Genomic DNA, 20,670 nt, shown 5'->3' on the forward strand with positions numbered 1-20,670 from the left:
AACTTTGCCAAGGTACTAGTACCTTGGCAGCCCTAATCCCGTGAATAATGACGGTCTATTTTCCGCAACCCTTCGTTGTCGTCAGTCGGCATACGTCCGGTATGCCGCCCTCCTCCGCCTTGGTTTGCGAAAAATAGCCTCGCCATTATTCTACCGTTTTAGAGCTGACAAGGTACTCGCCAAGGCTGACTGAAGAGGAGGTAATGTAAGCATGAACATTTTTGATATTATCGGACCGATAATGGTCGGACCGTCAAGTTCACATACCGCCGGCGCGGTGCGACTGGGAAATGCTGCCCGGGCTATTTTGGGTCAGCCAGTGGCCAAGGCTGTGATTGGGCTGCATGGTTCCTTTGCCCAGACCGGCCGGGGCCATGGCACCGACCTGGCCCTGGTGGCAGGCCTTATGGGCTGGGCGACTGATGACCTGAGAATTCCCCAGGCCTTTGCCTTCGCCAGGGAAGGCGGGCTGCAGTATTCTTTCCGCACCATTAATGCCGGTGATGCTGCCCATCCTAACTTTGTCCGGTTTTGGCTGTCCGGACAGGCTGGGGCCGAAAGCCAGATTGCCGGCGCGTCGATTGGTGGCGGGCGAGTGGTAATCAGTGAGGTGGACGGTTTTCCGCTGGAGTTTACGGGCGATTTTCCCACCATTCTCACCCTGCATGAAGACCGTCCCGGTGCAGTGGCAGAGGTAACCGGTATCTTATCCAAACGGGGGGTTAATATTGCCCAGATGCGTGTATTCAGAAGAAATAAAGGTGGTTTGGCCAGTATGGTGCTTGAGACTGACCAGCCGGTGGACGGGGCGGATATCTCAGCGGTAGCGGGGTTGCCGATGATTAAAGCGGTGCGCAGCATTACGGCCATCGGCTGACAAGGAGCGATAAATATGTCATTAGATAAGTTATCTCTTGAAGAATGGATTCGGTTTGCTGATGAACAAGCAGTTTCTTTTGCCGACTTTTGTGCGGAATTTCAGTCTTGTCAGCTGGAGGTGACGGCGGGTGAGATAATCACGCGCATGGCAGCAATACTTGATGTTATGGAGGCATCAATAGCTGCCGGGCTTACAGGACCGCGTTCCAAAGGCGGTCTGGTTGGCGGTGATGCCCTCCGGCTGCAGCAATATAGCCAAGGGCAAAAAAAGACCGTCTTGGGGAGTTTTCTCGGTAAAGCTGTGGCTTATTCACTGGCTGTCGGCGAGGCCAATGCCGCCATGGGCCGGATCGTGGCTGCGCCCACGGCCGGTTCAAGCGGCGTATTGCCGGCCATCCTGTTTACCCTTAAAGAGGAATTCGCCCTTAGTCAGCAGGAACTGGCTAAAGGGCTGGTTGTTGCCGGTGCGATCGGGATGGTTATCGCTTCACGGGCCTCTTTGGCCGGAGCCGCCGGCGGCTGTCAGGCGGAATGCGGCTCAGCCGGGGCCATGGCTGCCGGGGCCATGGTAACACTCCTGGGCGGTACCCCGGTTCAGACCGGTCATGCCGTCGCCATTACCATAAAAAATATGCTGGGGCTGGTGTGCGATCCTGTGGCCGGGCTGGTTGAGGTGCCCTGCGTTAAGCGCAATGCCGGGGCTGTGGCGCAGGCCGTTGTCGCGGCGGAAATGGCGCTGGCCGGTATTGCCAGTGTTATTCCGGTGGATGAAGTGATTGATGCGATGGAGTCGGTTGGCCAGTCCATGCATTGTTCACTGAAAGAAACAGCGCAGGGAGGTTTGGCAGTTACACCTACCGGCTTAGCCTTAACAGAAAAAATTTTTGGTGATAGTAAATAGGCAGGTTTTTACCAAATAATATAGAATGTCCTAGAAAACAAGATAAAAAGGAGGCTGCAGCATGAAAGCAGTTGTTAGCTCTGACCGTGCCCCGCAGGCCATCGGACCCTACTCACAGGCCATCAAAGCCAATGGATTTTTATTTGTTTCCGGCCAGATCCCTCTTGACCCTGTTACCGGCCAGATTGTTTATGGCGGCATTGAGAATCAAACCCATCAGGTATTGGCTAACCTGCGGGCTATTTTGGAAAAAGAGAACCTGACCTTTGCTCATGTGGTAAAAACATCAGTCTTTCTGAAAGACATGGACGATTTTGCGCTAATGAACAATGTCTATAGTCAGTATTTTACGGAGGCACCGCCCGCCCGGGCTTGTGTCCAGGTCGCAAAACTGCCGCGTGATGTCAGTGTGGAAATTGAACTGATTGCTGTATATCCGTAAATGATAAAAGCCGAAACCTCTATGGTTTCGGCTTTTCCAGTATATCGGCAATGTTTTGGCAAGAAATCTCAAGCGTTGGTCCCGGCAGGATATGGCTCGTTACTTATTCTGTCCGGCAAGGCCGATGCGTTCGGCATAGTAGCCCTGCCGGATGAACAGGATTAAGCCAATAACGATAATGGCCAGGCTGGTAAACTGGGCAGATTTTAAACCAAACAACAGTGTGCCGTAATCCCCGCGGAGAAACTCGAGAAAGAAACGGGCTGTCGAATACAACACAGCATACAGGATAAATACCTGGCCTTTGGCATGATTGGTGGTCCTAAAGATCAACAGGAGAACAAAGATGATAACATCAATTTGGCCTTCCCAAACCTCAGCCGGCCACAGCGGTTGATCGCCATATACCTGATAGGCCAGGGTGGTTGAAGGATAAACAATCCCGAAGTTGCCGCCGGTAGGATGGCCAAAAGCATCGCCGTTCATTAGATTAGCCATCCGGCCGATTGCCTGGCCGATAATAACGGCCGGGGCCGCAACAATATCAGCAAAGGCCCAGGTATCAATTTTATGGATTTTGGTATAGATGATCCCCGCAACCGCCCCTAACAAAACGCCGCCCTGGATGGCCATCCCGCCCTGCCAGACAAACGGGATCTCCAGCAGGTGATGCTGGTAATATTCCCAGTCAAAGAAGAAAACATCCCACAGGCGGGCGCCGACAATACCGGCTAAGCCACAATAGATGCCCATGTCCGGCACATGCTGATGCCAGCGGCCATCCTGCCTGGCCAGAAAATAGGCGGTGCCTGTCGCCAGGATTATGCTCAGGCTCAAAATCAACCCATACGCCCTGATAGGAAAATCACCGATAAAAAAGAGGTACTGATGCATAGTGTGTTGAACCTCCACAATTAAATAATATAATACTAAGAAAAGACTTGGCTTGTGCCAAGTCCCTCAGGACGCCGGCAGAAGCCGCCTGTGCCCTTTGGGTATAGGCGTTTTTACTCATGATCAGAAAATGATATACTTTCTGATCATGTTAAAAAGCAGTAAAACATATATCTGTTATATCAGGTGAGAGGAGACTGTCATGCCGAAAAGACTTATTATTTTGGCAATAACCGTAATTGCGATGACGATTGCGATTGGTTTTGTTGCCATGCAGCCTGCTAACGTGCTTCCCCCTGAGACCAATAAACCAGCAGTGGATACCGGTGTAATTGTTGGCAAAGTCCTGCCGGGATTTACATTGGCCGCGGTGGATGGGAAGCCGGTAACCGTTACCCCGGCCGGCCGGATTATTGTCCTGAATTTTTGGGCAACCTGGTGTCCGCCCTGCCGGGAGGAAATGCCTGAGCTGAATGCTTTTTCCGAAAAACATGGTGGCAATGTATCCGTCTATCTTGTTAATGTGCAGGAAAGTCAGGCGACGGTGGCCAATTTTTTAAACCAGAACCAGTATAATATGAGCTGCCTGCTGGATACTGACGGCACCGTAGCGAAAACCTTTCGTATTAATGCGATACCCACAACCCTGGTGGTCGATAAACAAGGGCTGATTAAATACCGGAAGTCCGGCCCGGTCACCATGGCCGAACTGGAAGGAGTGTTGAATGGATTATAACCTTACCCTGGTAACTGTCTTTGGTGCCGGTGTAGTCTCTTTTTTATCCCCCTGCGTACTGCCGCTGCTGCCGGCCTACACCGCCTTGCTGGCCGGCAGCCGGGAGCAGAGCACGGCCGATTCGGGGCGGCGGATCTTCATGATTAACGCCATCAGCTTTCTTAGCGGCTTTACCTTAGTATTTGTGGCTATGGGGGCAACGGCTTCTTATATTGGCGAGCTGTTTTTTGAGTACCAGGAGCTGATCCGCAAGGGCGGGGCGGTTTTTATGGTGCTTATGGGTTTGCAGATTGTTGGTGTGCTGAAAATTCCCGGCTTGGCGCGGGAATTCCGGCCGTTCCTGCAGGGCAACTTTGCCGGTCCCCTGGGGGCTTTTCTGTTGGGGCTGGCTTTTACTGCCGGCTGGACACCCTGCACCGGCCCGATTTTAGCGACTGTGCTTATGTATGCCGGGGCGATGGCGACGGTTGGCCAGGGGGCCTTGCTGCTATTTATTTATGCAATGGGTTTTTGCCTGCCTTTTTTAATCATGGCCATTGTAATCAACCGTTATTGCAATAAGATTCAGCGGGTGTACCGCTGGCTGCCGCTTATTCAGAAGGCGGCGGGGGGCATATTGATTGCCGTCGGCCTCCTGATTTATTTCGATCTGCTGGCAAAGGGCATGGGTGTGATCTGGGGCATTTTTGGCTAAGGCCGTTATATAAGCTGCCTGACCTTAAAGTTTAGGGCATCACAGGATACCAGATAGTGAGCGGCACCGTTAATCATACCGGTAGCCGCATTTTTTATTGACTCGCCATGGAGGTGACCATAAATGCAGATCGCAGCCTTATATTTAGCAATCAGGCCGGCAAAGCCTGTCTCGGTATTATGGTCATAAAAAGGCGGAAAATGCAGCATCAGGAGTATGCGGGAAAATCCGGCAGTGCGGGCCGCCGCCAGGGAAGCCTCAACCCGCAGCAGCTCCCGGTTAAAAATAGGCTGATCGGCAGTCTTGAACAGCGGGTCCTCCGGGCATGTCCAGCCCCGGCTGCCGCAGATAGCCCATTCACCGGCGCCGGCAAAGCTATTATTGAGAAACTCAATTTTACCCTCTACGGCTTTGGTCATTTTGCTTACCGACTGCCACCAGTAGTCATGATTGCCGCGCACAACAATTTTTCTTCCCGGCAGGCCGGCGATGGCATTCAAATCAGTCAGGGCCTCAGGCAGTTTCATGGCCCAGGAGATGTCACCGGCAATCAGGACAACATCTTCCGGTGCTACCTGCTCCTGCCAGCTTGCTCTGATTTTATCCCAATGGCCTTCCCAGTGCCTGCCAAAAATACTCATTGGCTTCGCCGGCGGCAGGCCTGACAAATGGGTATCGGCTATGGCAAATATCTTCATAATTACAGCTTCCTCGCGTTTATCTTAGTTGATAGTCAAAAGACTGCCGCTCCTCATAGGCCGGAGTGGGCTTTCCCTTCTGAATTTCAGCTATGCTGAAACGGTTCGTTTGTGGCAACACCTGGAATTATTGTATCCAATATTGGTGTGAATAGCAATGCAGAACGCAATAAGTCCGATAAATTGCCCACAGCGGCAGCTTGGCCTAAAGACTGAACAGATCCCGGATCTCGGTTTCATTCATCTTGGTTAGGAAGTTTTCTCCGGGCTTGATCAGGCTGTCAATCAGCTCTTTCTTTTTTTGTTGCAATAGATATATTTTTTCTTCAATTGTATTTTTAGTAATGAGCTTATATACCTGTACCGAATTTTTTTGACCAATCCGGTAGGCCCGGTCTGTGGCCTGATCTTCAACCGCCGGGTTCCACCAAGGGTCATAATGAATGACCATATCGGCCCCGGTCAGATTTAGCCCTGTGCCGCCGGCTTTAAGCGAAATCAGGAAAACTGATTTTTCACCACTGTTAAAAGACCGGACCAGATTGAGTCTCATATCAGCCCTGGTGGCACCATCTAAATAATGGTAACTGATTTTCATGGTCTCCAGTTCCTGCCTGATTAACGACAGCATGCTGGTAAACTGTGAAAATAACAGGACCCGGTGACCGCCGGCTGTTGCATCGCGAATTAATTCCTGCACCATCTCCAGCTTGCCGCTGCCGCCCTGATAGTTTTCAATAAATAAAGAGGGATGACAGCAGATTTGCCTGAGCCTGGTCAGCAGTGATAAGATCTTAATTTGACTCTGTTCAAAGCCATGGACGCTGACCTCGGCTTCAAACTCGGTCTTGGCTTGCAAGAGCCAGGCCGCATATAACCTGGCCTGGGCCGCAGTCATTTCATTCACCATTTTACTCTCGATTTTTTCCGGCAGTTCTTTTAGCACCGCCTTTTTCATGCGCCGCATGATAAATGGCTTAATGTGGCGGTTTAGTTCCTGCAGTGCTTGTTGGTCATTATCTTTGACAATGGGAATTTCGAAGCGGCTCATGAAGGCTTTGTGGGTACGCAAATAGCCGGGCATTAGAAAATCAAAAATTGACCATAATTCTGTCAGTGTGTTTTCAATGGGGGTTCCGGTGAGGGCAAAATAATTTTTAGCTTTAATTTGTTTTACTGACTTAGCATTTAAGGTATTCGGATTTTTTATATGCTGGGCTTCATCAAGGAAGCAATAGTTGAATGTGCGCTGTTGGTATATATCGATATCCCGTTTGATAAGGCCATAGGAGGTGATGACGATATCGGCGTTGTCAATATTCTTAAACTGTTCTAACCGCTCGGCCGGTTGGCCGGCAATTACGGCCGCCTGCAGGCTGGGGGCGAATTTCATTATTTCTTCCCGCCAGTTGTATACGAGTGAGGTCGGGGCAATGACAAGTGACGGACCGGCGGCAGTTTCTTTTTCGGCCAGGATAAAAGCAATCACCTGTAAGGTTTTGCCTAAGCCCATATCGTCGGCCAGAATACCTCCCAGTCCGTAATTTGCCAGCGATTTAAGCCATTTAAAGCCTGTTTTCTGATAATCCCTGAGTTTGCCCTGGATACCTGGCGGTATTGGATACTCAATATCCTGAGGTTCACGAATATCCTGAACCATATGCCGGAAGGCGCTGCTGCGCTCAACCGTAAAGTCCGGCGATTCGCGGGCCAGGCTGTCCAGGTATAAGGCCCGGTATTTTGGCAGTTCCACAACCTGATTTTCCAGGTCAGCCGGACTCAGGCCCAATTCAGTAATCAGGCTGGCGGCTGTTTGGAATTCGGGAACATCAAGGGGAATGAAAGAACCGTCCGGGAGGCGGTGATAGCGCTTCTTTAACCTGTAGGCAGCCAGCAAATCAATTAATTCCTGAGTAGATATATCTTCAAGCTGGAGGGAGAATTCCAGCATGTCTGTTGACTGATTGAGTCTGACGCCGGCGGTAATTTTACCGGCCGGCTTAATTTTAGGCTGGTGCAAGTCCGCGGCATACAGGATCTCGGCCCTGCTCTGCAGTTCCGGCAAGGCCTGATACAAAAAGGTATAAGCAGACGCTTCATCAGCCAGCACCAGCCGGTCGGCCGACCAGGTAAAACCGTACTGCTGAAAAGTATTCAATATTTCTTTTTCCTGGGCGGTAGCGCGGAGCAGCCATTTGCCGGCAAGCGTAGCGTCACCCGGTCCGGTGTCGCCAAAGGGATTTATCATGGTGTCGCCATACCAAAACTCAAGCCGGGCGCTGATGCCGCTGCCGAACCGGTCCAGGTAGATACGTTTTTCCAACTGCTCTTTGTGGAACTTAGCGTAAATGGAATCATCTACTTTTATCGTGGCAATTGTTTCCAGAGCAGGCAGTGCGCCTGACATAAAATCTGACACGGTAGCGGCCGGGATGTGCATTTCAGGCTTTCTGTTTTCGTTAAAACAGTTTAATAACCGCTTGACATAGCTGGCAAACAGAGCATCAACATGGTAAATTGTCTGGCTATGATAGATATACCGGAAATCGGCATCAAGCCCGTAAAATACATCGCCGGCCAGATTCATCGACAGCCGTAAGCCGCCCTCGGCCGCCTTAACCGCCAGGTCAACCGGTGGCCGGCCATGCTGAAGGGTAACACCGGGGATTGTCTGATCATTAATTACGGCTGTAAATGGCTGAGACTGCATGATTTCAAAAAAACGCACAAGACTTGAAGAGAGCAGTTTAAAGCGGCGGGGTTCACTGAGGGCAGAATTGGCGTGAAGCCCGGAGTAGACATGGAAATTCCAGGCCGAACGCTGCTTCTCTTCCTCATAGACAGAGGTAAGCAGGCTGACCAGGGCCGCCGATACCTCATCGAACACAACCTCGTCCGGCTTTAAGGCAAAATTTTTGCCGAAAACTATTGTCTGCCGCGAGTGTAAAGCAGTAAGCAGTTGCGGGATATCCTTCAGAACATACATCCGGTCTGTGCCAATCATGAATTCAAGATAACTTGTCTTTTTATTATTGGCCAAATAAAAGTGATAGACCGGTAATATTTTTGTCAGCGCTGCTTTACCCGGTTTGGCTGTTAGGATATTCTTGCCGGTACCTTGGAAAAAATCCAGAAATTCCCTGAGGGAGCGGGTTAACGTCATAGGGCCGGGAGTACTGAAATATTGCTGCCAGGCGTGCTGGATTTTTTTTAAAACAGCGATAATATGTTTACAGGCACCGTCACAATTATAAAAGGCCGGGCAGTCACAGGCATAATGTTTAATTTTCTGCTGTGGTGAGAACGTCACCGCGACACTATACAGGTGCTGGCCGGCAACCCGGGCGGCAAAAGTACTGTCTTCAGGCAAAAAATTTAGGGTTTTAACCCGGTTACTATGATGATAATGACAACCCCTGATATAGGAGGCGTGAGAATCTGCTTCCGCTTTAATTTTTTCTTCTGTTAACATCCTGGCTCCTTTCCACTTTTTTTGCATCTACTATTAAATTATCTTAATAACGATAAAAATCCTGCCGAGTGATTCCGCTGGCTGGCCGGCAGGCATAGATTATATCGACGGCGTATTCGCTTAGATTATTTGTAAAGCGGGGGTGAACTATGGTTTATCGTAACTCAGGCAGCAGTTTCCGGCAGTTAGTAGCCGGCACTGATGCTAAAGTACCATTAGCAAATGGGAAGTATGTCAGGGGGATTAACTTTGACAATGCGGCCACCACGCCGCCGCTTTGCGCAGTATTAAGTGAGATTAATCAATTTGCTCCCTGGTATGCATCTGTTCATCGTGGCAAAGGCTATAAGTCAATTATATGCTCCGAGCGTTATGAACAAGGCCGCGAGGTTGTCAGGGAGTTTGTCAATGCCGGCCAGCAGGATGTTGTGATTTTTACTAAGAATACGACCGAATCAATCAACATGCTGGCGTATGCCTTAGCCGGCGAGCGAGATCAGGTTGTTTTAACGACCGATATGGAGCATTTAGCCAATGACATGCCCTGGCGGGATAAATTCACTGTCGATTATATCGGTTTAACCAAAGCAGGCAGATTATCTTTACAAAGTCTCGAGTCAAAGCTGCAGCTGCATGCAGGTAAAGTAAAGCTAGTCGCTGTTACCGGCGCTTCCAACGTTACCGGTTATATCAATCCTATTGCAAAAATTGCCCGGCTGGTCCACCAGTACGGCGCCGCAATTTTTGTGGACGGCGCTCAGTGGGTACCGCATATTGCCGTTAATATGCGGCCGCCGGATGCAGCCGAGCATATCGATTACTTAGCATTTTCGGGACACAAAATGTATGCGCCCTTTGGTACCGGGGTTCTTATCGGGCCACAAGCGGCTTTTGCTAAGGCTGTTCCGGTATACCAGGGCGGCGGGGCGGTTGGTTTAGTGTCGCAGGCAACGATTGAATGGGACGCGCCACCGGCCAAATGGGAGGCAGGTACGCCCAACATGATGGGCGTGTTGGCTCTGATTACGGCCATCGAGACTTTGTCCAAGCTAAATCTTAATACGATTCACCGTTATGAACAGCATTTGATTGATTATACCATTGACGGATTACGCACTATCCCCGGGATCACGCTATACAGTATCAGGGACGGGCGGGAAGCCAGGGTAAGTCTGGTATCTTTCAGTCTGGAGGGGCTTCATCACAGCCAGGTGGCGGAAATTCTGTCACAACAAGCCGGTATTGCTGTGCGCAACGGTTTGTTTTGTGCTCACCCTTATGTGGAAAAACTGCTGCGGCTGAGTGCGGAAGAGATCAAATATTATCAAACCCATGATGATAAAAGCCTGCCAGGGTTAGTAAGGGTTAGTTTCGGCCTGTACAATACAATCAATGAAATTAAGATATTTCTGGCAATATTAGCTCATATTGCCGGCCACCGCCAACACTATGCCGATAAGTACAGCTACGTACTGGCACCTAACCGCCCGGGCGATAAAGGCCAACGGGAATATCCCTACTGTTAATGACAAAACCACTTAGATTCCGGTTGGCGGATTCTGAGTGGTTTTGTTGTTTAGCTAACGGAGCATTCATTTACGTATTAGGACTGGCTGATTTAATCCATTCCTCTAACTTGGTCAGGACTTCCGTACGGGCTTCGTCTACCTCTAGCCCGCGCCATTCCTGTCCTGTCTGGCCATCAAACCATAACTCTTTTTGTGAAAAAGTCCCGGTGGGATAGAGTTTTTCTCTGGCCGCATCCATAATCCCATCAAACATGCTTTGTTTGATGTTTTTCCTGATCATGCGGCAACCGGCCTTTTCGGTACTGTCAACCTCTATGCCGTCCGGACCGGCACTAAGCACAACATGGGAAAGCAGCTTGCCCTGCTGGCCGGCGGCGGAAATAGCCTGCTTGGCATATGCGGCGGCCTGCTCCCGCTTAATGCTGTCGTCATTTACGGTGACTCTGACATTGCCGATAATAAGCTTATACATGACACACCTCCTTATGAACTATTGTATGACTGTTTGCCTGATATAGAACAGTTTTTGTCAATACCGGCATAAGTTGACTTTTCAAATGTATTGCTATATAATGGAACATGCAAATCTGGAGAGGCAGAATAGTAAGCCTATATGTACAGTCCAGAGAGCTGGCGGCTGCTGGGAGCCAGTCTGTACTATACCTGAACTCACTGCTGAGGAGCGATTGTGAACTAGTTGCAGCGGTCGTCGCAGGCCTGCGTTACAGGCTAAGGAGTGGATGACTAACAGTCATCAAGCAGGGTGGTATCGCGAGAAATCTCGTCCCTGGCGTTAGCCACGGGACTTTTTTTTACTATCTGTCCAAGGGGGATTGAATTACTCGATGAATGAAAAATATTCGCCGCGCGAGATTGAGTCCAAGTGGCAAAAATTCTGGGTTGACAATGCTGCATTCAGCACTGCTATTAACCGTCAGCGTCCGGAATACTATGTTCTGGAAATGTTTCCTTATCCTTCAGGCAACCTGCACATGGGGCATGTACGTAATTACTCAATTGGTGATGTTGTTGCCAGATTTAAGGTAATGCAAGGCTATAATGTGCTGCATCCTATGGGCTGGGATGCTTTTGGCATGCCTGCTGAAAACGCCGCTATCAAGCATGGCATTCATCCATCGTCCTGGACATGGGACAATATTGCCAACATGCGCCGCCAACAGCAAGAACTGGGTTTATCTTATGACTGGGACCGGGAAGTGGCTACCTGCCATCCCCATTATTATCACTGGACCCAGTGGTTGTTTTTGCTGTTCCTGGAACGGGGACTGGCCTATAAGAAGAAGGCTGCTGTAAACTGGTGTAATGACTGTAATACGGTATTGGCCAATGAGCAGGTTGTTGATGGCCGCTGCTGGCGCTGTGACTCGGTTGTTATCAAAAAAGATCTTGAACAATGGTTCTTTAAAATAACAGATTATGCCGATCGTCTCCTGGCTGACCTGGCTGACCTGAAGGGCTGGCCTGAGCGTGTTAAAACCATGCAGGAGAACTGGATCGGCCGCAGTGAAGGGGCTGAATTCAGCTTTGCCGTGCCTGAGATTGATGAGAAAATTTCTGTATATACGACCAGGCATGACACGGTTTTCGGTGTAAGCTATATTGTCCTGGCACCGGAACATGCGCTGGTGGACAAGCTGATCGCAGGCAAAACGGAAGCCGCGGCTGTTAAAGCCTTTATTGAGCGGGTCCGGGGCCAGAGCGAGATTGCCCGCACCTCCAATGAAACGGAAAAAGAGGGAATTTTTACCGGCGCCTACGCACTCCATCCCTTTACCGGCGAGCAAGTGCCGGTCTGGGTGGCAAACTATGTCCTGGTTGAATACGGCACCGGCGCTGTTATGGGGGTACCGGCTCACGACCAGCGCGACTGGGAGTTTGCCGGCAAGTACGGATTGACCAAAAAGGTGGTCGTTCAGCCAACCGGCAAAGAGCTTACCCTGAGTGAAATGACCGGGGCGTTTGACGGCCAGGGCACGATGGTGAATTCCGGCGAGTTCAGCGGTCTGGATAACGAAGCAGGTAAGGTTAAAATTGCTCAGTGGCTGGAAAAACAGGGGATTGGCAAACGCCGTGTCAACTACCGGCTGCGGGACTGGCTTATTTCCCGCCAGCGTTACTGGGGGGCTCCCATTCCGGTTATTTATTGTCCGGTCTGCGGCACAGTACCGGTGCCCAAAGACCAGCTGCCTGTTTTATTGCCGGAAAACGTTGATTTCTCCAGTGGATCTGTATCGCCGCTGGCCAAAGCGGAAGAGTTTATCAACTGTACCTGCCCTAAGTGTGGCGGCAAGGCGCGGCGGGAAACAGATACCATGGATACTTTTATTTGTTCCTCCTGGTATTATTTCCGCTATACCAGCCCGCATAGCACCGATGAACCGTTCAATCCGGACAAAGCCAATTACTGGATGCCTGTGGACCAGTATATCGGCGGTATTGAGCATGCTATCCTGCATCTTTTATACTCGCGCTTTTTTACCAAGGTATTAAAGGACGCCGGTTTGGTTAATGTCAATGAACCGTTTAAGAACCTGCTGACCCAGGGGATGGTTATTAAAGACGGGGCTAAAATGTCGAAGTCCAAAGGCAATGTTGTTTCACCGGAGGAGATTATCGGCAAATACGGTGCCGACACGGCCCGTTTATTTATTCTGTTTGCGGCGCCGCCGGAACGTGATCTGGAATGGAGTGACCAGGGGGTTGAGGGGGCGTACCGGTTCCTGGGCCGGTTATGGCGGATTGTCGGCTACTATGCACCGCTGGTTAAAGCGGAGGCAGAAAGTGCCTATGATCCGAAGCAGCTCGGCAAAGAAGAGAAAACCCTGCGCCGTATCCTGCACACAACCATCAAGCGGGTAACCGAAGATATTGGACAAAGATTTAATTTCAATACCGCGATTAGCGCCATTATGGAACTGGTCAATGCGATGTATGCGCTAAAAGAGCAGGGCGTACCCCCGCAACCGGGTCTGGCCCGGGAAGTTGTGTCAGGACTCCTAAAAATGCTGGCGCCGTTTGCACCGCACATAACCGAGGAACTGTGGCTCGAAACCATAGCTGAGGGCAGTGTGCACAAGCAGACCTGGCCAACCTTTGAGGCGGCAGCCCTGGAAGTGGAAGAGGTAGAAATAGTACTGCAGATCAACGGCAAGGTTCGTGACAAAGTTGTTGTTCCGGTCGGATTGAGTGCTAAAGACCTGGAAAAAACAGCCCTTGGACAGGAAAAAGTGCAGGCGCTTATTGCTGGCAAGCAGGTGGTTAAAGTAATATCCGTGCCGCAGAAACTGGTTAATATTGTTGTAAAATAGCAATAATAATATGAGGAGGCGGAAAAGATGAGTGAATTAACGATTACCAGTACCGGGCAGTTTAATGATGCCGTGCTCAAAGCGGACAAACCTGTGCTGGTGGATTTTTGGGCACCCTGGTGCGGCCCCTGCAAAATGGTAGCCCCGGAAGTGGCGGCAATTGCCCAAAAATTTGCCGGCCGGGCTGTTGTCGCCAAAGTAAATATTGATGAACAGCAAGCGCTGGCCAGTCAGTACAATGTTATGAGTATTCCTACTCTGATCATTTTTAAAGCCGGCAGTGAGGTCGGCCGGATTACCGGTTTCCGCCCGCAAAAAGATATTGGCGATATGCTGGAAAAAGTATTATGAGATGCCTTGAAACTCCCGGACTGCAGTCCGGGAGTTTTCCTGATTCCATCAGAATGTTAGGCATTCAATGCTATGTACCAAGGGCTAGGAAAAATCTTTATTCTAAGGGGGACGGGCCGCTTCTGCCGGCGGCCTGAGGACTGGCTAGAGGTTTTCTATTCTACAGGCAATTTGTATTTGGGAATAAAAGCCCACAAGGGTAAATCCGGTAGCGCCGAAACTGATTTTGCAATACTATGAAAATTTTCATGCCGGCAGGTAAGATTCCCCGGTATGTCGAAAATATCACTGCAAACTTAATTGCGAAGGAGACATAAGTAAAGATGATAGGTTGCACTAAATTGCTTTGCGGCACAGCTACAGTGTCGGATATCGTAAAATATGGCCGCAGCTCTCAGCACTTACCGCCGCAGATGCTTCAATTTTCCTCAGACGCAACCCCGATTGTGGTATGGAACTCGACTAACCGCTGCAACCTGAATTGTCAGCACTGTTATATTTGTGCTGAAGACCGGGATTATGCCGGTGAATTTACAACCGCAGAGGCGAAGAATTTTATTGATGACCTGGCAGCCATGCGGGTGCCGGTATTGCTGTTTTCCGGTGGTGAACCGCTGGTCAGGCGCGATCTGTTTGAACTGGGGGCCTATGCAATAGAAAAAGGAATTCGCCCGGTAATTTCAACAAATGGTACTTTGATTACGCCTGAGCTGGCGAAAAGAATCAAAGCTACCGGCTTTCAGTATGTTGGTGTCAGCATTGACGGCAGCGAAGAAGTGCATGACTATTTCCGGGGCAAAGCAGGCGCATTTAAGGAAACCCTGGCCGGTATTCGTAATTCCATTGCGGCCGGTAATAAGACCGGGATCCGGTTTACTGTCAATAAACTCAACTATCATACGCTGCCGGCTATTCTGGATATTGTTGAGCGTGAGAAAATCCCCCGTTTCTGCATGTATCATCTGGTATATGCCGGACGGGGGCGGGAAATGGCCGCGCTTGATACCACGGCGGAGCAGAAGCGCCAGACGATTGAGCTGTTAATTGAGCGCACGCTTGATTTCCACAAGCGGGGTATCGAAGTGGAGATTCTTACGACTGATAATCATGCGGATGGTATTTATATCCTGCAATATTTTGAGCGTACCCAGCCTGAACGGGTGCCGGAGATCAAGGAACTGCTGTCGATGCATGGCGGCTGCTCCGCCGGCCAGAAAATGGCAAATGTTGATCCCCAGGGCGAGGTACATGCCTGTCAGTTTTGGGGGCATAAATCGCTGGGTAATGTTCGTAAACAGCCATTTAGCGAAATCTGGCATAATAAACAGGATAAATTTTTGTGTAAACTGCGTGATAAACCAAGTTATGTGACCGGCCGCTGTGGTGAATGCCGGTACAAGGGCTTCTGCGGTGGCTGCCGGATACGGGCCGAAGCCGTATCCGGCGACCTGTGGAGTGAGGACCCAGCCTGCTATCTTACTGACTACAAGGAGTAACTACATGATCATCTCATGGAATACCACCCAGCAGTGCAACATTAACTGTGTACACTGTTATCGTGATGCCGGTGCCAAGCGGGCAGACGAATTAAGTACAGCCGAAGGCAAAAAACTACTTGGCGAGATCGCGCAAGCCGGCTTTAAGATTATGATCTTTAGCGGCGGGGAGCCTATGCTGCGGCCTGATATTTATGAATTGATCAGCTATGCGGCTTCCGTTGGCCTTAGACCTGTACTCGGTACAAACGGTATTATGCTTACCGGTGATGTGCCCGGCAGGCTTAAGGCGGCCGGATTGATGTGCGCCGGTATCAGTGTGGACAGCCGCGACCCGGAGCGTCATGATATTTTCCGCGGCCTGCAAGGGGCCTGGCAGCAGACGATGGCGGGGATAAACAGCTGCCGGGAGGCCGGGCTGCCTTTCCAAATCCATACCACCGTCAGCAACTGGAATGAGCATGAAGTGACAGAGATCACCGACTTTGCTGTTGAACTTGGGGCAGTGGCCCATCACATTTTTTTTCTGGTACCGGCTGGCCGGGGGAAAGATATTGAGGACACGACATTAAAAACAGCCCAGTATGAAGCGCTGCTGACCCGCATTCTTGATAAGCAGGCGAACACACCTATTGAGTTAAAGCCAACCTGTGCGCCGCAATTTATGCGTATTGCCAAAGAACGGGGTGTGCCGATGCGCTATAGCAAAGGCTGTCTGGCCGGAACTACCTATTGCGTAATCCTGCCGAATGGTGATGTTCAGCCATGCCCGTATCTGCCGCTGAAAGTCGGCAATGTGCGGGCAACCACTTTTGATGCCATCTGGCAGGACAGCCAGGTATTTAAGAAACTCCGCCATGAGCCGCTTAAGGGCGGCTGCGGTTCCTGTGGCTTTGACAGTTTATGCGGCGGTTGCCGGGCCAGGGCCTATTATTACTCGGAGGGGGATTATCTGGCCGAAGAACCCTGGTGCAGCCGGGGCCGCAGAATACCTTAACCCTGAAGAGCGTGTTTTGTAGAGGCTGTTGACCTGGTCAGGCTGCATAAACTTTTGCCAACAGGCTAAGCGAATAGAAAATAATGAGCAGGATTGTTTTATACCATGCACTGACTAAGAAGCCGGGCCAGTGCCTATGCTATAACGAACGATCCTGCTTATTAATAAATAATATTAACTATTATCCGGAACAAGACAGGAAAAGCAGCTTGAAAACAGAATACTTAAACAAGGATTAATTTACCATACAATTATTTTTTAAGGGGGGGGACTATGGAAAAGCGGGATACCCTTTGGCAATTGTTTCAGAAAAAAAATGTCAGCCGCCGCGATTTTCTCAAAACGTGCGTGGCCCTGACCAGTATCATGGGTTTATCCACTGAATTTATACCCCGGGTTATTGAAGCAGCAGAGAAAAAACCGTTGCTGCCGGTTATTTGGCTTCACGGCCATGAATGTACTGGCTGTGATGAAACCTTTATCCGCTCGCAGACACCACTGGCATCTGATCTGGTATTGAACATGATTGCTCTTGAATATATGGACGTATTAGCGGCTACCGGCGGCGACCGGTTGGAACACCAACTGGAAGAGACCATTAAAAACTATCCGGGCCAGTATGTCCTGATCTTTGAGGGGGCTGTGCCTATTGCCGAGAATGGGATATACTGTATGGTCGGCGGCAAACCAATCCTGGAGACCGTTAAACATGTTGCCAAAAATGCGGCAGCTATTATTGAAAATGGCTCCTGCGCGGCCTGGGGCGGTATTCAGGCTGCCAGACCCAATCCTACTAAATCAGTGGCCGTCAGTGAAGTGGTGAGCGGCAAGCCGATAATCAAAGTACCCGGCTGTCCGCCAATTCCGGAGGTACTGACAGGCACGATCATGCATTATGTTTTATTCGGCCAGTTGCCGCCTGTTGATAATCAGGGGCGTCCGAAGCAGTTTTTTGGCAACCGGATTCATGATACCTGTTACCGGCGTCCGTTTTTTGATTCCGGTATGTTTGTCGAGAAGTTTGACGATATTGCCAGTAAGGCTGGCTGGTGTCTGTATAAGGTGGGCTGCCGGGGGCCGGAAGCCTATAATTCCTGCGGCAATATGCGCTGGTGGAACGGCATGAGTTATCCCATCCAGTCCGGTGCGCCCTGTGTGGCCTGTGCGGCCAACAACTTCTGGGATAATGACCCGTTTTATGAGCGTCTGCCTAATATCCCTGTACCCAATACCATTGTCAATGCCGATAAGGTTGGCGCTATTCTGGCCGGGGTGACTACTGCCGGGGTTGTGGCTCATGGTGTGGCTTCCTATGTTCAGCATAAGCTGCATGAGGCAAAAGCGGAAAAATCGCAGGACGTTACGGCGGAAGATAAGCCTGAACAAGATAAGGATAATGAATAGGGGACAAGGAGGAAGGGCTTAGATGAAACATATAGTTGTTGACCCTATAAACCGGATTGAGGGCCATCTGCGGATTGAAATAAAGGTGGATGAGGCCACCGGCAAAGTGGAAGACGCACTGTCAAGCGGCACTGCCTGGCGGGGGATTGAACTGATCGTGAAAGGCCGTGATCCGCGGGATGCCTGGATGTTTGCCCAGCGGATATGCGGCGTTTGTACTACCGTGCATGCCTTAGGCTGTTTACGCGCGGTCGAAGACGCCCTGGGGATTGAGATACCTAAAAACGCTAATTATATTCGCAATATCATGGCCGCCTCGCAAACGGTGCATGATCATACGGTCCATTTTTATCATTTGCACGCCCTGGACTGGGTAAGTCCGGTTGCCGCTCTCAAAGCCGATCCGGCAGCCGCCGCGGCCATCCAGAATACCGTTTTGGAAAAATACAGCCTGAATTTTACCGGTCCTGTTGGTTTTGACACCAGTGCATACCCCAAGGAATTCCCTAAAGCCACTACCGCCTACTTTAAAGAAATCCAAAACCGGATCAGCAAGGTTGTGGAAAGCGGGCAGCTAGGAATATTCGCCGGTCATTACTGGGAGCATCCGGACTACGATGTCTTGCCGCCTGAGGTCCATCTTATGGCTGTTGCCCATTATCTTAACATGCTTGACCGTCAGCGCGAGATTGTCATCCCCCATGTCATTTTCGGCGGCAAAAACCCCCATCCTCATTATATTGTCGGCGGCATGCCCTGTTCGATATCCATGAATGATATGAATGCACCGATCAACACCGAGCGTTTGGCTGTAGTGGATTCATCTGTTAATCTGAGTATCGACCTGACTAATAATTTTTATGTGCCTGATGTGCTGGCGATTGGTGATCTGTTTGTCAAAGCCGGTTTTGTTGACGGCGGTGGCTTAGCAGGACAGCGGGTATTGTCGTTTGGCGATTTCCCGGACGAGCGTTACACCGGGATTGCGAACGGCGACTATTTTAAGAACTTATTGATCAAATCGAACGGTGTTGTTGAAAACTTTGGGCAGGGGGTAGCTAAGGCTGTATTCCATCCGCTGGAAGGCCAAGACTTAAGCGATCCCAATGTATTGGCCGAGGGCGTGGAACATTCCTGGTATAGCTATCCGGAGGCCGGTAAAGACCTGCATCCGTGGAGCGGGGTTACCAGTCCCCAGTATACCGGGCCTAAAGAAGGGACTAAGACCAACTGGAAGTATCTGGACGAGGCCGGCAAATACTCCTGGATTAAAACCCCCAAATGGAATGGCAAAATGGCGGAGGTAGGACCTTTGGCCAAATATATTGTTGTGTACACCAAAATTAAACAAGGCATTATTCAACAGCCGACCTGGGCGGAGCAAATGATTGTTGATCAGATTGAGGCTGTATCGAAACTATTAAATCTGCCGCCGGAAACCTGGATGCCGACTACTGTCGGCCGGACCGCAGTCCGTGGTTTAGATGCCCAGTTAAACGCCTTTATCAGCAAGTATTTCTTCGATAAGCTGATTAACAGCATTAAAGCCGGTGATACTACCGTAGCGAATAGCGCTACCTGGGATCCTGCCACCTGGCCCAAAGAGGCTAAAGGTGTTGGCCTGCATGAAGCGCCCCGCGGCGGTCTCAGTCACTGGGTTACTATTAAAAACGGTAAGATCGACAATTATCAGGCTGTCGTGCCTTCCACCTGGAATGCTTGTCCCCGTGACAGCAACGCCGGCTACGGCGCTTATGAATTAAGCATGATCGAAACGAAAGTGAAGATTGCCGACAAGCCGCTTGAAATACTGAGGGTTCTTCATTCATTCGACCCCTGCCTGGCCTGCGCTACCCATTTGTATGACAGCAAAGGCAAGGAGCTTACCGTAGTCCGCACAGACCCGTATTTGTAAAGAAAACACGGCTTGCGCCGAGCCGTTGGCGAAAGCGGAAGCCGATGTTGCCTTTATCCAGGGAAAGTTAACCTTTCTATCAGGATAAGAAAAGACTTGGCTTATGCCAAGTCCTTTAGGACGATGCCCTTTCGGTATAGTCGTTCTTATGTCCACAGAATTTATAAATAAATTCTGGTAGACTAAAAAAGGAGGAATACGGTCATGCGTCAAGGCGCTATGAAACCCTATTACCTGTTTAGCCCGTGGACGCGGATTTTCCACTGGGTCATGGTAATATGTGTATTTATTCTGTTTCTTACCGGGCTTTATATTGGCAATCCTTTTTTTCTGGGAACCCAGGGAATGGAGCCAACCTTTGCCGTTAATAATGTTTTGTCCATGGAAACGATCCGCTATATCCATTTTATCGCCGGTTATGTGCTTGTAATCTCTTTTATTCCCCGGATCTATGGCTTTATTATTAATCCTGGCGACAGATTGCTGCCCAAACCCTGGAGCAAATTGTACTGGACCGGGATGATCGATACCCAGATGCATTATATGCTCCTGCGCGGCAAGCACCGGCCATATTTACGGAATTCGCTGGCCCGGTCAGGCTATCTGGCCGTGTACCTCATGTTTTTCATCGAAGCCGTTACCGGTTTTGCCATGTACTACATGATTGAGCCCAACCGGTTTCTGGCGAAAATATTTGGTCCTTTTAACAACTGGCTGATTAATGAGTATATGGTACATATGATTCACCATTTTGTTGCCTGGTTTATTATACTGTTTGTCATTGTCCATGTATATATGGCGATCAGGGCTGACTTAACCGAAAAAGGCGGCGAGATTTCAGCCATGTTCTCCGGGGTTAAATATATGGAGGAAGAGCCGGACGACCTGGGCGATATCACAGATACTAAGAAAACTCAGGCAAAATAGGAGCTG

Annotated in this window: 17 protein-coding genes and 1 other annotated feature; of the genes, 13 read left to right on the forward strand and 4 right to left on the reverse strand. The window is 50.1% G+C overall.

From position 1 onward, the window contains the following. The first annotated feature begins 211 nt into the window (after nucleotides 1-211). The 3 genes from sdaAB (at nucleotide 212) to SPTER_RS07320 (ending at nucleotide 2,222) form a co-directional block, all read left to right on the forward strand. Nucleotides 212-877: an L-serine ammonia-lyase, iron-sulfur-dependent subunit beta gene (sdaAB, locus tag SPTER_RS07310; protein WP_144349722.1), complete on the forward strand. Its 666-nt coding sequence runs from the start codon at nucleotides 212-214 to the stop codon at nucleotides 875-877. A gap of 15 nt (nucleotides 878-892) precedes the next feature. Beyond that, nucleotides 893-1,780 (forward strand): L-serine ammonia-lyase, iron-sulfur-dependent, subunit alpha, encoded by an 888-nt coding sequence (gene sdaAA / locus SPTER_RS07315; protein ID WP_144349723.1) that lies wholly within the window; start codon nucleotides 893-895, stop codon nucleotides 1,778-1,780. Between the two features lie 61 nt (nucleotides 1,781-1,841). After that, the gene (locus SPTER_RS07320; RefSeq protein ID WP_144349724.1) at nucleotides 1,842-2,222 is read left to right on the forward strand and encodes a RidA family protein; all 381 of its coding nucleotides are present in this window, start codon (nucleotides 1,842-1,844) and stop codon (nucleotides 2,220-2,222) included. Nucleotides 2,223-2,321: 99 nt separating this feature from the next. Here SPTER_RS07320 and lgt read toward each other — a convergent pair whose 3' ends face one another. Beyond that, nucleotides 2,322-3,116: a prolipoprotein diacylglyceryl transferase gene (lgt, locus tag SPTER_RS07325; RefSeq protein ID WP_144349725.1), complete on the reverse strand. Its 795-nt coding sequence runs from the start codon at nucleotides 3,114-3,116 to the stop codon at nucleotides 2,322-2,324. A 202-nt stretch (nucleotides 3,117-3,318) separates the two neighbouring features. Between lgt and SPTER_RS07330 the strand changes: the two genes are divergently transcribed. Both SPTER_RS07330 and SPTER_RS07335 read left to right on the forward strand, forming a co-directional pair. Then, on the forward strand, nucleotides 3,319-3,852 hold the full coding sequence (locus SPTER_RS07330; RefSeq protein WP_144349726.1) for a TlpA family protein disulfide reductase: 534 nt from the start codon (nucleotides 3,319-3,321) through the stop codon (nucleotides 3,850-3,852). After that, complete coding sequence (locus SPTER_RS07335; protein ID WP_144349728.1) at nucleotides 3,842-4,546, forward strand: cytochrome c biogenesis CcdA family protein; 705 nt, start codon at nucleotides 3,842-3,844, stop codon at nucleotides 4,544-4,546. Before SPTER_RS07330 ends, SPTER_RS07335 begins: the two co-directional genes overlap by 11 nt. Nucleotides 4,547-4,551: 5 nt before the next feature. On the opposite strand, the gene SPTER_RS07340 is transcribed toward SPTER_RS07335, so the two are convergent. Both SPTER_RS07340 and SPTER_RS07345 read right to left on the reverse strand, forming a co-directional pair. Next, nucleotides 4,552-5,244: a metallophosphoesterase gene (locus SPTER_RS07340; RefSeq protein ID WP_144349729.1), complete on the reverse strand. Its 693-nt coding sequence runs from the start codon at nucleotides 5,242-5,244 to the stop codon at nucleotides 4,552-4,554. A 205-nt stretch (nucleotides 5,245-5,449) separates the two neighbouring features. After that, the gene (locus SPTER_RS07345; protein ID WP_246105522.1) at nucleotides 5,450-8,743 is read right to left on the reverse strand and encodes a DEAD/DEAH box helicase; all 3,294 of its coding nucleotides are present in this window, start codon (nucleotides 8,741-8,743) and stop codon (nucleotides 5,450-5,452) included. A gap of 122 nt (nucleotides 8,744-8,865) precedes the next feature. Between SPTER_RS07345 and SPTER_RS07350 the strand changes: the two genes are divergently transcribed. After that, a complete protein-coding gene (locus SPTER_RS07350) occupies nucleotides 8,866-10,242 on the forward strand; it encodes an aminotransferase class V-fold PLP-dependent enzyme (RefSeq protein ID WP_144349732.1) in 1,377 nt (458 codons plus the stop codon). 70 nt (nucleotides 10,243-10,312) lie between these two features. Here SPTER_RS07350 and SPTER_RS07355 read toward each other — a convergent pair whose 3' ends face one another. Continuing rightward, complete coding sequence (locus tag SPTER_RS07355; protein ID WP_144349734.1) at nucleotides 10,313-10,717, reverse strand: hypothetical protein; 405 nt, start codon at nucleotides 10,715-10,717, stop codon at nucleotides 10,313-10,315. A gap of 109 nt (nucleotides 10,718-10,826) precedes the next feature. Next, nucleotides 10,827-11,037: a binding site (T-box leader), on the forward strand. Between the two features lie 53 nt (nucleotides 11,038-11,090). On the opposite strand from SPTER_RS07355, the gene leuS reads away from it, so the two are divergent. The 7 genes from leuS to cybH all read left to right on the forward strand — a co-directional run bounded on the left by leuS (nucleotide 11,091) and on the right by cybH (nucleotide 20,664). Further along, nucleotides 11,091-13,574 carry a leucine--tRNA ligase gene (leuS, locus tag SPTER_RS07360; protein ID WP_144349735.1) on the forward strand — a complete coding sequence of 828 codons (2,484 nt, stop codon included), beginning with the start codon at nucleotides 11,091-11,093 and terminating at the stop codon, nucleotides 13,572-13,574. A 27-nt stretch (nucleotides 13,575-13,601) separates the two neighbouring features. Continuing rightward, nucleotides 13,602-13,925, forward strand: coding sequence for a thioredoxin (trxA, locus tag SPTER_RS07365; protein WP_144349737.1), 324 nt, complete (start codon nucleotides 13,602-13,604; stop codon nucleotides 13,923-13,925). 413 nt (nucleotides 13,926-14,338) lie between these two features. Then, on the forward strand, nucleotides 14,339-15,421 hold the full coding sequence (locus tag SPTER_RS07370; RefSeq protein ID WP_246105523.1) for a radical SAM/SPASM domain-containing protein: 1,083 nt from the start codon (nucleotides 14,339-14,341) through the stop codon (nucleotides 15,419-15,421). Nucleotides 15,422-15,425: 4 nt separating this feature from the next. Then, nucleotides 15,426-16,418, forward strand: a complete 993-nt coding sequence (gene nirJ2 / locus SPTER_RS07375; protein WP_144349740.1) for a putative heme d1 biosynthesis radical SAM protein NirJ2 — start codon at nucleotides 15,426-15,428, stop codon at nucleotides 16,416-16,418. A 273-nt stretch (nucleotides 16,419-16,691) separates the two neighbouring features. Continuing rightward, complete coding sequence (locus tag SPTER_RS07380; protein WP_144349741.1) at nucleotides 16,692-17,822, forward strand: hydrogenase small subunit; 1,131 nt, start codon at nucleotides 16,692-16,694, stop codon at nucleotides 17,820-17,822. 22 nt (nucleotides 17,823-17,844) lie between these two features. Then, complete coding sequence (locus SPTER_RS07385; RefSeq protein WP_144349743.1) at nucleotides 17,845-19,737, forward strand: nickel-dependent hydrogenase large subunit; 1,893 nt, start codon at nucleotides 17,845-17,847, stop codon at nucleotides 19,735-19,737. 204 nt (nucleotides 19,738-19,941) lie between these two features. Further along, the gene (cybH, locus tag SPTER_RS07390) at nucleotides 19,942-20,664 is read left to right on the forward strand and encodes a Ni/Fe-hydrogenase, b-type cytochrome subunit (RefSeq protein WP_144349745.1); all 723 of its coding nucleotides are present in this window, start codon (nucleotides 19,942-19,944) and stop codon (nucleotides 20,662-20,664) included. Nucleotides 20,665-20,670 lie beyond the last annotated feature (6 nt).

Origin of the sequence: Sporomusa termitida (assembly GCF_007641255.1) — a bacterium.
GTDB classification, from domain to species: Bacteria; Bacillota; Negativicutes; order Sporomusales; family Sporomusaceae; genus Sporomusa; species Sporomusa termitida.

What these genes read in the sequence shown, in the direction of transcription:
- sdaAB (WP_144349722.1), top strand. Translation starts at nt 212, where the DNA reads ATGAACATTTTTGATATTATCGGACCGATAATGGTCGGACCGTCAAGT.
- sdaAA (WP_144349723.1), top strand. Translation starts at nt 893, where the DNA reads ATGTCATTAGATAAGTTATCTCTTGAAGAATGGATTCGGTTTGCTGAT.
- SPTER_RS07320 (WP_144349724.1), top strand. Translation starts at nt 1,842, where the DNA reads ATGAAAGCAGTTGTTAGCTCTGACCGTGCCCCGCAGGCCATCGGACCC.
- lgt (WP_144349725.1), bottom strand. Translation starts at nt 3,116, where the DNA reads ATGCATCAGTACCTCTTTTTTATCGGTGATTTTCCTATCAGGGCGTAT.
- SPTER_RS07330 (WP_144349726.1), top strand. Translation starts at nt 3,319, where the DNA reads ATGCCGAAAAGACTTATTATTTTGGCAATAACCGTAATTGCGATGACG.
- SPTER_RS07335 (WP_144349728.1), top strand. Translation starts at nt 3,842, where the DNA reads ATGGATTATAACCTTACCCTGGTAACTGTCTTTGGTGCCGGTGTAGTC.
- SPTER_RS07340 (WP_144349729.1), bottom strand. Translation starts at nt 5,244, where the DNA reads ATGAAGATATTTGCCATAGCCGATACCCATTTGTCAGGCCTGCCGCCG.
- SPTER_RS07345 (WP_246105522.1), bottom strand. Translation starts at nt 8,743, where the DNA reads ATGCAAAAAAAGTGGAAAGGAGCCAGGATGTTAACAGAAGAAAAAATT.
- SPTER_RS07350 (WP_144349732.1), top strand. Translation starts at nt 8,866, where the DNA reads ATGGTTTATCGTAACTCAGGCAGCAGTTTCCGGCAGTTAGTAGCCGGC.
- SPTER_RS07355 (WP_144349734.1), bottom strand. Translation starts at nt 10,717, where the DNA reads ATGTATAAGCTTATTATCGGCAATGTCAGAGTCACCGTAAATGACGAC.
- leuS (WP_144349735.1), top strand. Translation starts at nt 11,091, where the DNA reads ATGAATGAAAAATATTCGCCGCGCGAGATTGAGTCCAAGTGGCAAAAA.
- trxA (WP_144349737.1), top strand. Translation starts at nt 13,602, where the DNA reads ATGAGTGAATTAACGATTACCAGTACCGGGCAGTTTAATGATGCCGTG.
- SPTER_RS07370 (WP_246105523.1), top strand. Translation starts at nt 14,339, where the DNA reads ATGCTTCAATTTTCCTCAGACGCAACCCCGATTGTGGTATGGAACTCG.
- nirJ2 (WP_144349740.1), top strand. Translation starts at nt 15,426, where the DNA reads ATGATCATCTCATGGAATACCACCCAGCAGTGCAACATTAACTGTGTA.
- SPTER_RS07380 (WP_144349741.1), top strand. Translation starts at nt 16,692, where the DNA reads ATGGAAAAGCGGGATACCCTTTGGCAATTGTTTCAGAAAAAAAATGTC.
- SPTER_RS07385 (WP_144349743.1), top strand. Translation starts at nt 17,845, where the DNA reads ATGAAACATATAGTTGTTGACCCTATAAACCGGATTGAGGGCCATCTG.
- cybH (WP_144349745.1), top strand. Translation starts at nt 19,942, where the DNA reads ATGCGTCAAGGCGCTATGAAACCCTATTACCTGTTTAGCCCGTGGACG.